This is a genomic window from Paenibacillus sp. HWE-109 (assembly GCF_022163125.1).
Lineage (GTDB): Bacteria > Bacillota > Bacilli > Paenibacillales > NBRC-103111 > Paenibacillus_E.
Genome location: NZ_CP091881.1, coordinates 1576778 through 1591565, shown reverse-complemented (window position 1 = coordinate 1591565; position 14788 = coordinate 1576778). Strand labels below are relative to the sequence as shown.

Here is a 14788-nt window from a genome sequence, read left to right as displayed (position 1 = left end):
ACTAATGTGGCTTCTTCGACCTACTACGACCGTCACAAAGTTATGCGTTCTTCGCTAAAGCGCCCTTCAGCACCTGGAAGGGGGCGTCCAGCCACACTTCACTCGAAGACGCATACGGGTCAAATCGTAAGCAATGCCCAGATTGAGGAATGGCTGTTAGAGCTAGTTTCGGGTGAGGAGCATAGTTATGGTTACGTTCTACTGACGGAGTGTTTGCGCGTTCAACATAGCCTTGTAATCAACAAAAAGAAAGTGTATCGGTTATGTCAGAAGCTCGGTATTTTAAATCCGCAGCGGCGCAAAAAGATTCATTATCCGAGACGTTTAGCCCGCAATCATACCATTAACGCGTCCAACCAACTATGGCAATTAGACATCAAATATGGGTACGTAGCAGGCTATGATCAATTCTTTTATCTCGCGGATATTATCGATGTATTTGATCGAAGCATCGTCGGCTATCATCTTGGATCCAGCTGCGAAGCTAAGCATGTTTGCCAAGCGGTTAAAGACGCTCTACGTTCACGCATAGCATCAGGTGCAAGCAAGCCGATTATTCGCACAGACAACGGTCCTCAGTTTATTAGCAAGGCTTTTGGAGACATGTGTGAGGATGAAACGATGATTCACGAGCGGATTCCACCCAAAACGCCCAATAAAAATGCCTATATCGAATCATTCCATGCCACATTAGAGCGTGACTTATTGAGGAAAGAAAGCTTTGAAACGTTTGAAGAAGCTTATCGAGCTATTCATACGTACATGGATTTTTATAATAATCGTCGCATGCATAGAAGCCTCGGTAAACGATCGCCAGCCGCATTTATGAGGTGGGTAGAAAAAGCATCGATGGATACGTCCAGCTATGTGCTCGCCATTTAACTAGCAAAAGAAGCCGACAGCGCTTCAAAAAACAAGCAATACTAAGATAACACCTTGTTGTACAACCGATTCTCCGGAATTAGGGGGCCTGACCGCATTAACCTCAAAACGTTCTTGCTCATATAAATTTGGGTCGTTTAATTCTACTAGGTATATTTGAGTTATTTCATGCCCTATATTCTCATCGATCTTATAAATGTTTTCTACACATTTGACATGCCTTTTTATTGTTACTTGAACACTTTTGTGCTTGAAAATGGGGGGGGTATTATAGTTTTGAATAATTGCAGTCATACTAGGAAAGACAAACATGACTGAGTGGTCTAACTTTATGGCTAACCGAATGCCAGCGGGATACAGCTCACGGGGCGGATATGTTCTGAATCCATACGGTCCCGGAAAGTACTTCGTCAACGGCTCCAGTTCAGGCTCAGCTGCAGCCGTAGCTGCGAATCTCTGTGCGGCCGCCATTGGCACAGAAACCACTGGTTCAATTGTTGGGCTGGCCAGCCAGCATTTCCTCGTCGGTATTAAGCCTACTGTTGGCCTTGCGAGCCGTAGTGGCATCATCCCTATCTCCATAAGCCAGGACACGCCGGGGCCGATTGCCAGAACAGTTACCGACGCAGCGATTCTGCTTGGGGCGATTACAGGGATTGACGAGAACGATAGGGCCACATTAGCAAGCCAAAATTACATTCCTGCTGACTATACCGCTTACCTCGAAGCTGGATTTCTGCGTCAAGCACGTATTGGGATCCCTAGGCATTATTATCGTGTGTTAGACGAAGAAAGAAAATCCATCATGGAATCCGCCATTGATGTTCTAGGTAAACAAGGCGCCACAGTCATCGATCCCGTCGAACTCTATTGGAGCAACATCCTTGAAACAATGACGTTATCACCTATGAATTCAAGGCAGGGCTGAATCGCTATTTATCACAGCTACATGCGGATGTACCCGTGCATTCTCTCCATGAATTGATTTCTTATAATCATAAGCATGCCGCTTCTGCATTGAAATACGGACAAGAAAATCTCATTCGCTCGGAACAAAATATGATGAACGAAAAGACCTATCTGCTAAAGCGTCAGGAATATAACCACCAAGCAATAACCCAAGGAATAGACTATTGATCAATACGGCTTGGATGCGCTGATGCTACCTGGGGATATAGATGGTATGTACATTGCCGCCCGGCTAGGTTACCCCCTTATTACCGTTCCCGCTGGCTATTCTGAAAAAGGAATAATCGATACGGACGGCGATTCGAGCCAGGGATCATTCGGTGTTGTCTTCTCCGGGAGAGCCTTTAGCGAGCCAACGCTGATCAGTATCGCTTATAGTTTTGAGCAGGCGACCCTCCAGCGCCGCCCGCCCATGCTGGATAATTGAACAGCATTCCCAATCAATTGCAAAGGTTTTGTAAAGAGGCTGCCGATCATGCCGGCAGCCTCTTCCTGATGGTTTATGAAGCTATCGTTCGCCGATAGTTGAGAAAGTGGCAGTCGATAGTATCCGGCTGCCATTTCTTGATGTTTATGTTATCTTACCTTTTTTAATATGACTCTAAATATACTTCCTAGTCCAAATTATCTCTCGTTATGTACCTCTAAGTTAGGCTTGGCCCTTATTAAGGTTACACTCGCATTGCCACCGTTTTTGCCATAACTTTGGTACCTGTAGTAGCTGTTGGGAGTAAACGTAATATCGGACAAAATGCCTGCACTCATGTCACCCTTGGGGTGCAATTGCCCGGCAACCCAGTAATATGTCTCCCCAGTTTGAAGAACAGTTCTGGATGGGTTATAACCTTTTTTTATATTAAGATCCTGTTCGTTTTGTCCGATTTGAATTTTACTATATAGGATGTGATCATCACTTTCCTGTGGGATAAATTTATCTAACGGGTTAATCACGATACCTGCATTCGTTTTACTGCTTTCATCAATGGGGCTGATATTGACCTGTGCCCTACCTCCGGCAGCATTAGTCATCCATGAAGGATAAGGTCCCGTTAATTCTTGTTTTACTTTGGAATAGGAAATATAAGATTGATTTGGAGCAGAAATCGTTTGAAATTTATATCGATTCTCGTTTGAATCGTAAGCCTTCCGACTGAATAGCATCCCTTCGGTTTCAGCCTTGAAAGGATCATGAGGATCATCTACATCTACAACGATAAACTCCAATAATTGCTCATGATAAATTCCGTCTGGAGAATCCCATTTTCCTTTTCCAATATCAAACGAGTCTATAAATCTTTCCGGAAAATATCTAGGCCACATCGTGAATACATTTGTCCCATGCCATAAAAGCTCAGCTCTCGACATCGCATGCTTATCAGCAGTAAGAATTGTTCCTTGATTGAATGCAAGCATTCGTTCAATACCCACAACTGCCTGCGCGCGGGTCAGAGTAGATTTAAGGGCAAGATCGCCTTCGGCATCTATCCCAGTAAGTAATCCACGCTTTGTAGCTTCAAACACTATTTTATTGTAAGTATACTTCTTCTCGGCTTCTTCGACTTCTATAACAATAGATTGCAAAAAATCTATGTACTTCGCAACAACCTGTCCATATACTGCATCGGATTGTAGGTAGCAGATTCGTGATTTGTCCTGTTTGACTATACAGTAGGTTCCTTCTGTTTTATTGGTTTTAAACTTCACAATTAATTCATCCCAGTAAACTTGCAATTCTTTAATTAATTGGGGTGTCTCCTCAACATCATTAATATTTCCAAATGTTTGGCCTCTAAAGTTCGGAAGATTCTGCAGAGTCTTTAATTCCTCAGGCTTCATGATTAGGCCTTCCTGCTGAGATCGTTCCCTGGCAAGCATGCGATTCTTTTCAACTGCTTGGGTTGCTCTGACTAAGGTTTGGGCCGCATCTCCGCGAGTAAGTGGTTTAGACCAATCGCTTCGGTAATCATCGTGATAAATTCCATTTTTCTTCGCTGCTTCGTAATAAGGAGTAAACCACGAGGCATTGGACGGTTGTGCATTAATCGGAAGTTTAACCGCTCGAACAACCATGGATAAAAACTCTTCTTCCGTTATGGATGCATCCGGTTTGAAAGTTCTGTCTGAATAACCGTTAGCATAACCAGCCTTAACTGCATTTTTAATTTCAGAAACTGCCCAATGACCGTCTAGGTCTGTTAATTTGATTGTTACGTCTGATGGTTCTGCCGTAACGGGGTTGGGGGATATTAGGAAAATACAAAAACAAATTATAAGAGCTATTGTAGATAATATCTTGTTCATGTTCAATTCAATAATCCTCCGTCTTTAGGTTGTTATAATTTATCTATCGGATCTTTTATAATATTTTTGAATTTAATAAAATAACCCAGTTATCACAAATACTTTATAGAACTCTTTCTAAGCTCCAAATTAGACTCAGAGGTTAACTGGTACTAATGTATTTTAGCATGTTGCTCAAAAGTGGTAGAAGCCTATTTAATGAGCTAACGTATCTCGTCATGACTAAACCCATTTCGTTTCGTAATCTGAAATAGCTTTTTAATCATTGTAAAATCAGTCACCCGCATCACACCTTATCCTTGTATAATACTCCATCGATTGACTTAAGAATATTCCAAGTCGGTCTCCTTAACCATCAAGAGAGCATATTATACCCCCATTTTACCATATCTTTACTCGACTATCCTGCCGTTAGCTTAATAAAACAAGGGGCGAGCTGCCGGGGCAAAACTGCTCCTTGTTTTTGTTCAACTATCGTTACCCGATAGTTCAATGGTTCCTCACGCTATTAATATTCGCCATTGTATTCAACAAAACTCGTTTTTTTAACGAGAGAAATATGATAAGGCACATAGCGATTCTTTGTATCTGGTAGTATATTTTCGATAAAGTCAATTGCTGCTTGCACTATTTCATCATTATTAAAGAAGCTTTCATCTAAATGTCCGCATACATAGGTACCCGTGACCAGGATCAACATGAACTAAATTAACAATTTCATCTTCATGTTGTTCACTTTTATTATCATAAAATCTTACCACTGTATTTTGGTCATTTAGGAACAGTTCAACATCACACGAGACGCTATTGTAAATAAACTTCATTCGTTCCTCCTTAATATCAAGGCAATTCGATAATCTGGGATGATTGAGCTTTAGAACCAATGAATCAGGAGAGCTCATTTCTTAGTAAATCTGTTAATCCATTTGGATAAAGTATCTTATTCCCTAATAATAATTCTTCTTTTGAAACCCATTTTGCATATGTAACCTTATTCCCTTCAAGTACAGTAAACTGTTCTTTCTCATATAAGCTTTTATCTTTAAAGTCTACTAAATATATTTGAGTTATCTCGTGTCCTATATTATCATCTATTCTGAATATATTTTCTAAACAAGTGATGTAACGTTTCATAATTACTTCAACGCCCATCTCTTCACAAAATTCTCTTATTAACGTCTCATCTGACCGCTCTCCAAGTTCAATTGTTCCACCGAGTGGACGATAGTAAACACCTACTCCTTTTGAATGTTTACCTTCCTGCTGTTCTAGAAGAATTTGGTTATCTTTAATTATTAGACCTAATGTATTAGCCTAGCAACGCCCCCTCTACTTCCCAATATCTTTCTACTAAGATATCAAGTATCCTGTCCATAGGTGAATAAAGGCTGCCAATCATGTGGCAACATTTAAGATGTTTTATTGAACAAACATTTCCGTTAGTTCAGTACCAATTAAGTTCTGACACTTTAAACAATAGCTTTCTTGAAATAATAATGATTACTCCCGATTGGAGCTTTTCAAATATTGCGACGACGATATAACCGTTCTTTTGATAAAATTCAGGTGCTTGAAAGCTGAAGGTATTTAGCTAAAAAACGTACAGCTTTTTTCCTTTGCGATATTCTCAATAATATTTAACAGGCGGGTACCGTAACCCATCCCCCGGAGAGATTTTTCTATCCAAAAAATATCAACCTCTATCCAATTCCAACAGAGTATAGCTAACATTCCGCCAATAATCCGACCATCACCATCCTTGATGGTTAGATTAATTTCTTCATAACGTGAGCTTAAATTCTCAGGAACATGCCCCGCGTTAAATTCATTCAACCTTCTTCGAATGTATTGACTATCTTCTTTATTTCCAAAAGAAATATCGAGTTCATCAATCATGTAAACTCACACTTTCTGGGTTTTGGTGGACGGTTCGGGATGAAATACATCGGATTTTCAGTTCTTTGCCCTACCGACTGAGCTACCAAGCCTTATTGGGTTTGTGATGGCTTGGGACGGAATCGAACCGCCGACACAAGGATTTTCAGTCCTTTGCTCTACCGACTGAGCTACCAAGCCTTATTGGGATTATGATGGCTTGGGACGGAATCGAACCGCCGACACAAGGATTTTCAGTCCTTTGCTCTACCGACTGAGCTACCAAGCCTTATTGGGTTTATCTTGTTGGACGGTTTTTCTACTCATTACTGCTTTAATTTCATCGATTATTTGCCCTTTGGACACTGAGTCAATCGATAAGAAAACACAAAAAGCCCCTCATCCAGAAAGGGACGAGGAGCCGTGGTACCACCCTAATTAGAACACACCCTACGGAGGTTCTCACTTATTTGTCATAACGGAAAATATCCGGTGCCCTCTAATTGCCGCTTAATGGTTTCAAGGGACTGCTTAGGAGTGAACTTCAATCAACCCTATCCCTAGAAACGCTCTCAATCTCCGGCGCTTCCTCCCTGTAAGAGGTATTGATCTACTTTTCTCCATCTTTGCATTTTTGGTTGTATTCAATTTTTTCCATTGTATGTTAAATAATGGATTAATTCAACAAAAAATCCCGGTTGCATCGTCTACAGTAAGAGATTAAGGGATTATTACGTTATTCTGCCCGATCGTATTATGAGGTCACCAGATCTTTCTGGTAGACCTCATTTTTGTGTGGTCTTATTATAACGGTAGCCGGGGATTGAACGTTTCTGCCCGTGGGACTTGGATTCCGTAAGCTATTCAGTTCATCCCCCCTACTTGTTCAACCATGGTTAGGCTGGTTGGGACATGAATCCCGTATCACATGCGATAGTGTGGAAGACAAGAAGGTTAGGGGTTACCGGTGAAAATATTAAAGGAGTGATGTCATGAATCCAGTCATTGGTGTGGATGTTTCAAAGGGAGAGAGCCATGCACAAGCTTTTTTAGACCGTGGAGTACCTCATGGGAAGATTTTTAGGTTTAATCATGATCTAGAAGGTCTAACGTCTTTTCTAAGTTATATTAGTAGTGTGGAAGCGGTAGCAGGGATTCGTCCTACTATTGTTATGGAAGCAACAGGTCATTATCATGCTCATAGCCAAGAATATGGCCCGACGGCCAATACGCTTGAGCGAACGGATGGGCTTCCTCCGTGCAGTTAATGACGCGAAAGCCTTGGCAACCGGCGTCGTCCCCATCCAAATATAAGTGAAGATTGTTCATATTTTCAAGATCCCATCGTATGGATCCTTTGGAACCGTTGATTTCGATCCGGTTGCTGTTCCGGTTGCCCTTGGCAAAGCGCGACACTTCGAACACGCCGGTGGCCCCGTTATCAAACCGCGCTAAGCAGGATGCAGTATCGTCTACATCCGCTTGCGGACGGAACGATTCCATCTGCGCGGATACGTCTCGGATTTCACCAACTAGGAAACGCGCTAGATCGATCGAATGCGCCATTAGATCGCCGAGCGCACCAGAGCCGCTGACCTGCTTATCGGTACGCCAAGACGGGGTCGCGCTCGCCTGCGACAACCAGTCCTGGAGATACACGGCGCGGAAGTGACCTTATCATGAAAGACAATAGCATCGATTACTTTGTGATTTGCAAGGGAACATGGATCGACCAATGGTGGGCAAATTTCTCACCTCCGCAGAAGACAACCATACCTCTCGACGACGATCTTCTGAAACAATGGAATCAGTTGGCGAAGGAAAAGTATCGGATGAATGACACCAGTAAAGAGCTGACAGATTATATACTACGCGTCTTTTGTTTAACTTTGCAGCGTCTGCATGAAATTGCCAGTATGGGACAAACGTCAAGTCCATCCTACATTGCCTATCGCATAAAAAATTTCATCGATCAGCATGCAACAGAAGATCTCACATTGGAGCAAATTTCCAAACATGCGGGAATTAGCATTTCCAGAGCTGTATACTTGTTTAAAACGAATTTCGGCCAATCCATCATGCGTTATGCCATTGAAGTCCGTCTTGCGGTCGCATGCGAACTTATTCGTTTCAGCGTAATGTCGCTGGAGTATATTGCTAAATCGAGTGGCTTTAATAGCTATACCTACTTCTATCGGCAATTTCGCATGCATTATGGGCTATCTCCACGACAATATAAAGAGGAACAACAGAAACGTTCGAAGCTTCCAATGGAACATTAGAAAGATCGCTTTCCACTTTGCCAAGAAAGCATAAAGTGAAGAAGCGATCTTTTTATAATGAACGTAACTACCATTCTCATATAAATTATAAGTTGTCCATTGGTTCCCCACCACATGTTCATGCTGACTTTAAAGTTGCCATCACCATCCCAGTTATCGTTGGAAAGTACCGATTTTTCCGGTGTCGCTATTGCTACCTGTTGTCAGAAGCTTCGATCAACTGATCACAAAATTAGCAATGTCGCGACGAGTGTAGGCTATCAGGATATGAAAGTGCCCCTCCCATGCGATTGCAGTGAGAGAGGCACATTTGTTATTACAATCCCAACATGAACTGCAAGGTTTTGTCAGTAAAGCCCGGCAAACCTTCATGTCCGAAGTCAGGATAAATTTCATACTGCTTCTTCGACTTTATTTTATTATAAGCAGCAAATTGCGTGGAAGGAGGACATGTGGTATCACTCAGTCCCACGGCAAGCAGAACCTCACCTTGAATTCGCTCCGCCAGAAACTGAATATCAATATACCCCAGTTTCGTAAACGTTTCCTCTGCCCACTTACGCTGTGGATCATGACGACGGAAATATTCCTTGAGCTCATGGTAAGCACCCGTCGCTAAATCCATTTCCCAGACCCGTTTATAATCACTCAGGAATGGATACACAGGCGCAAGTCTGTTAATACGGGGTTCGAGTGCCGCACACGCGATCGTCAACGCGCCTCCTTGCGAGCCGCCCATAGCTCCGACCCGTTCGGGATCAACCTCGGGCATATTCATCGCAATACCTGCAAGTTGAGCCGTGTCTAGGAAAATATCCCGAAACAATAGTTGATCAGGATGATCGTCTAAGCCACGGATAATATGCCCGCTAAATGTCGTTCCTTTGACATGCCCAACATCTTCAGATAGGCCACCTTGTCCACGACAGTCCATCGAAAAGAATGAATAACCAAGCGCAGCATACTGAATTTTATCTGACCAATCGCCTGAATTTGCGGAGTAGCCATGGAATTGGACAATTGCCGGGTGAGGCGTTGTGGCCTGTTTTGGACGGATGTATTTGTTATATATACGAGCACCTTTTACACCTGTGAAATAGAGATCGAAGCATTCGGCGAATGGTACTTGAAACTCACTTGGACGAAGTTCGATTTGCGGATCGATTGCCTTCATTTCAGCGATCGCCCGCTCCCAATAAGCGTCGAAATCGTCAGGGCGAGGATTACGTCCTTCATAAGTAATAAGCTTGTCAAGTGGAAGATCAATTAATGGCAAGTAAAAAACCTCTTTTCTATGATTTATAAGTAACTGTATAGGTAGTGAAATCAACAGCTTCGCCGTTCACAAGTCACTTTCCCACGCTGACCGAACAAGCCATTCAATTCCTCCACCACTCGCCTAGTTGTAAGCAACTGATACTCTGCTGGGGCAGTAAGCAAGCGATGCCGAGGTGAGCATAGTTTAGGGCTGTTCGACCGTAACCCGCTGCCCGGTTCGAGCTGAAGTCTCGATCGCATGCAGCAGGATTTGGTTGCGCAGCCCGTCCTCGAAGCTGGGTGAAGGTTGTATGTCGTTAGCAATTCCTCGGATGAATTCGGAAATCAAATTAACGAACGTATGCTCATAGCCGAGAATATGGCCCGGTGGCCAATACGCTTGAGCGAGCGGATGGGCTTCCTCCGTGCAGTTAATGAGGCGAAAGCCTTGGCAGCCGGCGGCGCCAGTCCGTCTCGCAATCATGCCAGCCCATTCCCGCAGCAGCAGCGGACAAGCTCTGCGAATCTCTACCGGAGATCGCTTAAAGTACCGGCACCGCTCCCATCTTGAAGAAGAAGGGTGCAGTGCGATAGCCGTGGCTGTGTACTTTGCCCATGAATTTGTACCCGATCAGCCCGATTCGGATAGCTTTATCTCCTGTGCCCACGTTCACTGCCTAACCGTTTCCAATTGTGGAATGATCATCTGAAACAGCTCCAGATCCTGCAAGAAATCTTCCGCCGTCGTGATCGGATTGAGACCCTGAGTGATGACGTCATACCAATGCTCGATCTCGGCAACATAAGCATCCTTATAGGTCGGACGGATCGTTCGCTCACTAAAGCTCTCCCCAACGGTATCCTTGATATGTAAAATGGTGGGCAGTTGACGAATGTTATTCGTATCGTATTGCACCTTGATCGTTTTCTCCGGTCCGAAAACCTCAATATAGGCATCGAACCTCCGCTGCCGGTCTGTGCCGACTTCGTAATTGACGATGAAGCTCCCATAATCGAACATGATATGGCAAAAATCGCCTCTGACTACGCAGGAAATGACGCTCTTAGGCATTCCGAACATTTCCCGCATAGCCGACAAATCATGGCAGTAAAAGCCGTGAAGCATCCCATACAAATTGCAAGCTTCAGTCGAGGCGTCGGACCCAAGGGCTTCAAGCAGCTGGGCGTCGTTTTTTGCAGAGCGTTCTCCCGACATATGAACAGGAATATCATTGGGACGGTAAATATCGCTATTATGGTCGACAAATAGTTTGCCGCCACCGATAATATCGCGCACATGTACATAATTGATCTTCTCCAGCTTGCTCACCTCTTCCAGAGCAAGGCGATAAGCTGGTGCGAACCGACGCATGTACCCGACCATTACCTGCAAGCCTCTCTCATTCTTCTCCTGAATGATAGCCTCTGCGTCCTGCTTCGTCATGCACATCGGTTTCTCCACAAATACATGTTTACCTTCGCGCAGTGCGGCACTCGTACAGTCCTTGTGAAACTCGCTGCTGTTCAGGACGAACACCGCATCAAGATCGGACTGCCGGACCAGCGAGCGATAGTCGGTGTACCTGTTAGCCTCAGGAACCCGGTATATTTCCCCTATGACAGCTAATACATTTACAGAAATATCGCATAATGCGGCAATTTTGAATTTTTTGTTCAGCATCTCAAGTATAGGCAAATGAATAATTTGCGCGACTTCGCCTAGTCCGATTATTCCGACTTTCAACTGTTTCATCTGTGGTTCCTCCCCTGACGATTCAACTTCTGGCATTTCGCCGATAAGCTCCTCTTTCATCCTTTCACTGATCCAATCATGACACCTTTAACAAAATGCTTCTGGATAAAGGGATATACCATCAGAATCGGAAGTGTACTCACGAGAATAACAGCGTATTTCAATGATTCCAATACGATCTCTTTTTTCCCGAAAGCATCACTTACCGTAGTTTCACCGACTTGACCAATTAGGACGATATTCCGAACCATTACCTGGAGAGGGAACAAGCTTTCATTCCGTAAGTAGATAAGCGCGGAGAAGAAGTTGCCCCAAATCCCCACAGCATAAAATAATGAGATCGTCATCATAACAGGCTTTGTTAATGGAAGAACGATTCTTAACAGAATGCCAAAGTTGGATAACCCATCCATTTTGCCGGACTCCTCGAGCTCCCGGGGAATTCCTTGAAAAAACGTGCGCATGATGATCAGATTATAAGAGGAAACGAGCCCAGGCAGCACCATTGCCCATATGGTATCGAGTAAACCATAGCTGCGTATAACGAGATAAGTTGGAATCATACCACCAGAGAAAAGCATAGTGAATACGATGATCAGCATAAACGTTTTACCGAATACGAGATTTCTTCTGGACAATGCATAGGCTCCCATCGTTGTGAACAACAGCGAGAGCGTAGTTCCTAGCACCACATAAATGAGTGTATTTTTGTAGCCAACGAGAATACGATTGTCCTTTAGAATGGATGTGTATGCATTGAAATTGATACCTTTAGGCCAAAGGGTGATTTCATTTTTAATTACGTGTTCCGAAGAGCTTATGGAAACTGCTGCCATATGAATAAAGGGAAACAGCATGGAGCAGACGACGATTCCCATCAGCAGAACGTTAACAATATCAAATAGACTTATTCGCTTTTTCATACATGTGCTTCTCCCTTACCATAAGCTGGTTTCCCCTAATCTGCGGCAAATCTTATTGCTCGTATAAACGAGCAATAAAGCGATGATACCCATGAATAAATCGATTGCTGTGGCATAACTAAATCCTGCTTGTAAAATACCAGTCCGATACACATAAGTAGAGAGGACGTCCGACGTGTCATAAGTAGCTGCATTGGACAGAAGGAATACCTTTTCAAAACCGATTTCCAGCACATGGCCGATTTGTAGGATAAACAAGATAACAATAGACGATGCAATTCCAGGAAGTGTCACATGCATGGTTTGCTTCCACCTGCCAGCGCCATCCATTTTCGACGCCTCATACAGCTGTGGATCAATTGTTGTAATGGCAGCTAGGTAAATAATAGAGCCCCAGCCAACTTGCTGCCATACTTCCGAGCTAATGTAGATGGTTCGAAACCATTCTGCCTTCTGTAAAAAATTGATAGCTGGGAACCCAAGCCATTGAATCGCATGGTTGATCCAGCCGGTGCTCGGGGATAGCAGCATGATAATCATGCTCGAAACAACGACGCTGGACAAAAAATGGGGAAGATAACTAACCGTCTGAACGAATCGTTTGTACACTGAACTCCGAAGCTCGTTGAGCAAAAGTGCCAGAACGATGGGTGCGGGAAACCCAAAAAAGAGCTTATATCCTCCAAGGAGAATCGTATTTTTAATAATGACAAGAAAATCACGATTTTCGAAGAATATCTTGTAATATTTTAATCCAACCCATGGACTCCCCCCAATACCCTTGAACAAATTGTAGTCCATGAAAGATATAATAATTCCGAACATGGGAACGTACCTGAACAAGATGTAATAGACCAACACGGGGGCCAACAGCAGTACATAGGTCCTATCACGCTTCAACTGTCTGAATATCGATAGCTTCAATACGGTGTCTCCTTTCTCAAAGAAATCGATAGAGCTGTCAATCCGATGTACAGCCCTATCGTCTCCATCATTCGCTGCTTATTTCACTTTAATTCGATCCAATCCAATCTGGTATACATCGACGAGCTTCTGTGATCCCAATTTATTCAGCTCACCGATGAATTCGTCCCATTGCGTCAATGGTGTCTCTCCCATAATGAACTTGGCTACGGACGTATTATAATATTTAGTCACCTGCTCTTCATTCATCGTGATCGCATTTCTCTCTTCTGCTTTTAGCGGAGGCAGGCTGCCTATAACAGGAAATTGATATTTCTTTGCCTCTTGGTAGGAATACTGCTCGTTTTCATTACTGAGTGACATCAAGGCAGCATAATCGAACAACCCATACGTGCCTGCCGTCATAATGCCCGCTTCTTTGCGCAGGTCGTTAGCCCCTTTAAAAATTGTCATAAATTTCCTTTTTCCACCTTCGATTGTATAGGTTTCCCCTTCTTTCCCCCAGCTGAGGATGTCCGTCCCTTCTTTGGAATAGATAAAATCGAGATAACGCAGTGCAGCGTCCAAGTTTTTCGTTTTGGAGGATACGGCGAATCCAAAAGTTTCAAAATCCCCTTTAGGGAGGTATGCCTTGCTGCCATATCCCAGCGGCGGCGGCATAAACTTCAGATGAGCGCCATTCTGAAGTTGTGCGTTCATGATTTCGATTTGTCCGATATATTGAAACGTTATGAACGACTTGTTGGTCGTCATGAATTGTGTCCACGCCTTATAATCCATGGAGAGCCAATCTGGCGGCGTAAGACCTTCCTTATAAAACTTAGTTAAATATTCAATCATTTTTTTGAATCCTGGATCTGTCACACCATACTTCATCTTACCAGTGGCCTTGTCCTCAAAAAACGTCGGATAAATACCAAACGACGGACCAAATCCACCCAGGGTACCCAATCCATGACGGAAAACGAACGGATAGCTATCTGGATATAGCTGCTTCAGTTTCTTCGCTGTTTCATAGAGCTCATCCCACGTTTTCGGCTCCTGGATATCATGCTGCTTAAAGATATCATCCCGATAAAACCAGACCCCCTGGCTCCCTGCGCCCGCACCATCGTTGAGCAATTGATACATTTCTCCCCCTGGCGCCGTCATTCTTTGGGCAACATCGGGCCTGGAGGCTAAGAAGGCTTTAACATTAGGCATCTTATCCATATATTTAGACAAATCGAGGAAAGCGCCTTGCGGTCCATACTTCTGAGCATCCTCAGGGAAAACAGAGAACAGGTCCGGCATGTCCCCCGATGCGATCGCAAGCGCCATCGACTCCGGTCCTGTTTGCGTCTCCTGTACCATTGTGATATTCGTCTTCTCCTTCACCCATTTCCATACGGGCCAATCTTTCTTTACCGGCCATGCCGTTGAATTTTCCGTTAATATACGAAGACTTGCCGGTTCAGGCAGTTTAACCGTGCCTGATGCGCTTGTTGTTGCGCTTGGTTTGGGCGAATCCGTTTGAACATTGCTTCCTGTGCCAGAACAACCTGCAATGAGTGCTGTTATCAGGATGAATACAAGCGCCCCGTAATTATATTTTCGATTCAATTTGAGTACACCATCCCTTT

The 14788-nt window shown here is 43.7% G+C and carries 15 protein-coding genes, 2 tRNA genes, 1 pseudogene and 1 other annotated feature; of the genes and pseudogenes, 5 read left to right on the top strand and 13 right to left on the bottom strand.

The features are described 5' to 3' along the window. The first annotated feature begins 6 nt into the window (after positions 1–6). The 3 genes from LOZ80_RS06390 to LOZ80_RS06380 all read left to right on the top strand — a co-directional run bounded on the left by LOZ80_RS06390 (position 7) and on the right by LOZ80_RS06380 (position 2278). The gene (locus tag LOZ80_RS06390; protein ID WP_238168157.1) at positions 7–882 is read left to right on the top strand and encodes an IS3 family transposase; all 876 of its coding nucleotides are present in this window, start codon (positions 7–9) and stop codon (positions 880–882) included. Between the two features lie 310 nt (positions 883–1192). Continuing rightward, positions 1193–1810 (top strand): amidase family protein, encoded by a 618-nt coding sequence (locus LOZ80_RS06385; RefSeq protein ID WP_238170639.1) that lies wholly within the window; start codon positions 1193–1195, stop codon positions 1808–1810. Positions 1811–2065: 255 nt separating this feature from the next. Next, positions 2066–2278 (top strand): hypothetical protein, encoded by a 213-nt coding sequence (locus LOZ80_RS06380; protein ID WP_238170638.1) that lies wholly within the window; start codon positions 2066–2068, stop codon positions 2276–2278. A gap of 197 nt (positions 2279–2475) precedes the next feature. Here the strand turns inward: LOZ80_RS06380 and LOZ80_RS06375 are convergent, their stop codons facing one another. The 5 genes from LOZ80_RS06375 to LOZ80_RS06355 form a co-directional block, all read right to left on the bottom strand. Beyond that, entirely contained in the window at positions 2476–4152 is a 1677-nt protein-coding gene (locus tag LOZ80_RS06375; RefSeq protein WP_238172914.1) for an S-layer homology domain-containing protein, read from the bottom strand. Between the two features lie 888 nt (positions 4153–5040). After that, entirely contained in the window at positions 5041–5445 is a 405-nt protein-coding gene (locus LOZ80_RS06370; protein ID WP_283214779.1) for an NUDIX hydrolase, read from the bottom strand. A 294-nt stretch (positions 5446–5739) separates the two neighbouring features. Continuing rightward, positions 5740–6048 carry a GNAT family N-acetyltransferase gene (locus LOZ80_RS06365; protein ID WP_337951004.1) on the bottom strand — a complete coding sequence of 103 codons (309 nt, stop codon included), beginning with the start codon at positions 6046–6048 and terminating at the stop codon, positions 5740–5742. 107 nt (positions 6049–6155) lie between these two features. After that, positions 6156–6228, bottom strand: a tRNA-Phe gene (locus LOZ80_RS06360). A gap of 15 nt (positions 6229–6243) precedes the next feature. Beyond that, positions 6244–6316: transfer RNA gene (locus LOZ80_RS06355), tRNA-Phe, on the bottom strand. A gap of 117 nt (positions 6317–6433) precedes the next feature. Then, positions 6434–6663, bottom strand: a binding site (T-box leader). A gap of 356 nt (positions 6664–7019) precedes the next feature. On the opposite strand from LOZ80_RS06355, the pseudogene LOZ80_RS06350 reads away from it, so the two are divergent. Then, positions 7020–7226: pseudogene (locus LOZ80_RS06350) on the top strand (IS110 family transposase); the annotation flags it as partial. Here the strand turns inward: LOZ80_RS06350 and LOZ80_RS06345 are convergent. Beyond that, positions 7198–7686, bottom strand: a complete 489-nt coding sequence (locus LOZ80_RS06345) for a Gfo/Idh/MocA family protein (RefSeq protein WP_443147013.1) — start codon at positions 7684–7686, stop codon at positions 7198–7200. The pseudogene LOZ80_RS06350 and the gene LOZ80_RS06345 overlap by 29 nt on opposite strands. Before the next feature lie 20 nt (positions 7687–7706). On the opposite strand from LOZ80_RS06345, the gene LOZ80_RS06340 reads away from it, so the two are divergent. Next, positions 7707–8309: a helix-turn-helix domain-containing protein gene (locus LOZ80_RS06340; protein WP_238170637.1), complete on the top strand. Its 603-nt coding sequence runs from the start codon at positions 7707–7709 to the stop codon at positions 8307–8309. A gap of 316 nt (positions 8310–8625) precedes the next feature. Here the strand turns inward: LOZ80_RS06340 and LOZ80_RS06335 are convergent, their stop codons facing one another. The 7 genes from LOZ80_RS06335 to LOZ80_RS06310 form a co-directional block, all read right to left on the bottom strand. After that, complete coding sequence (locus LOZ80_RS06335; RefSeq protein ID WP_238170636.1) at positions 8626–9585, bottom strand: acetylxylan esterase; 960 nt, start codon at positions 9583–9585, stop codon at positions 8626–8628. A 186-nt stretch (positions 9586–9771) separates the two neighbouring features. Further along, on the bottom strand, positions 9772–10050 hold the full coding sequence (locus LOZ80_RS06330) for a hypothetical protein (protein ID WP_238170635.1): 279 nt from the start codon (positions 10048–10050) through the stop codon (positions 9772–9774). Positions 10051–10108: 58 nt separating this feature from the next. After that, on the bottom strand, positions 10109–10240 hold the full coding sequence (locus tag LOZ80_RS39135; protein ID WP_283214742.1) for a hypothetical protein: 132 nt from the start codon (positions 10238–10240) through the stop codon (positions 10109–10111). Next, positions 10237–11319 carry a Gfo/Idh/MocA family oxidoreductase gene (locus LOZ80_RS06325; RefSeq protein ID WP_238170634.1) on the bottom strand — a complete coding sequence of 361 codons (1083 nt, stop codon included), beginning with the start codon at positions 11317–11319 and terminating at the stop codon, positions 10237–10239. Before LOZ80_RS06325 ends, LOZ80_RS39135 begins: the two co-directional genes overlap by 4 nt. 56 nt (positions 11320–11375) lie before the next feature. Continuing rightward, complete coding sequence (locus LOZ80_RS06320) at positions 11376–12242, bottom strand: carbohydrate ABC transporter permease (RefSeq protein ID WP_238170633.1); 867 nt, start codon at positions 12240–12242, stop codon at positions 11376–11378. A 15-nt stretch (positions 12243–12257) separates the two neighbouring features. Then, positions 12258–13166, bottom strand: a complete 909-nt coding sequence (locus LOZ80_RS06315) for an ABC transporter permease (RefSeq protein ID WP_238170632.1) — start codon at positions 13164–13166, stop codon at positions 12258–12260. Between the two features lie 78 nt (positions 13167–13244). Then, positions 13245–14768: an extracellular solute-binding protein gene (locus tag LOZ80_RS06310; RefSeq protein ID WP_238170631.1), complete on the bottom strand. Its 1524-nt coding sequence runs from the start codon at positions 14766–14768 to the stop codon at positions 13245–13247. Positions 14769–14788 lie beyond the last annotated feature (20 nt).

What these genes read in the sequence shown, in the direction of transcription:
- LOZ80_RS06380 (WP_238170638.1), top strand. Translation starts at nt 2,066, where the DNA reads ATGTACATTGCCGCCCGGCTAGGTTACCCCCTTATTACCGTTCCCGCT.
- LOZ80_RS06330 (WP_238170635.1), bottom strand. Translation starts at nt 10,050, where the DNA reads ATGATTGCGAGACGGACTGGCGCCGCCGGCTGCCAAGGCTTTCGCCTC.
- LOZ80_RS06375 (WP_238172914.1), bottom strand. Translation starts at nt 4,152, where the DNA reads ATGAACAAGATATTATCTACAATAGCTCTTATAATTTGTTTTTGTATT.
- LOZ80_RS06365 (WP_337951004.1), bottom strand. Translation starts at nt 6,048, where the DNA reads ATGATTGATGAACTCGATATTTCTTTTGGAAATAAAGAAGATAGTCAA.
- LOZ80_RS06320 (WP_238170633.1), bottom strand. Translation starts at nt 12,242, where the DNA reads ATGAAAAAGCGAATAAGTCTATTTGATATTGTTAACGTTCTGCTGATG.
- LOZ80_RS06385 (WP_238170639.1), top strand. Translation starts at nt 1,193, where the DNA reads ATGACTGAGTGGTCTAACTTTATGGCTAACCGAATGCCAGCGGGATAC.
- LOZ80_RS06340 (WP_238170637.1), top strand. Translation starts at nt 7,707, where the DNA reads ATGAAAGACAATAGCATCGATTACTTTGTGATTTGCAAGGGAACATGG.
- LOZ80_RS06325 (WP_238170634.1), bottom strand. Translation starts at nt 11,319, where the DNA reads ATGAAACAGTTGAAAGTCGGAATAATCGGACTAGGCGAAGTCGCGCAA.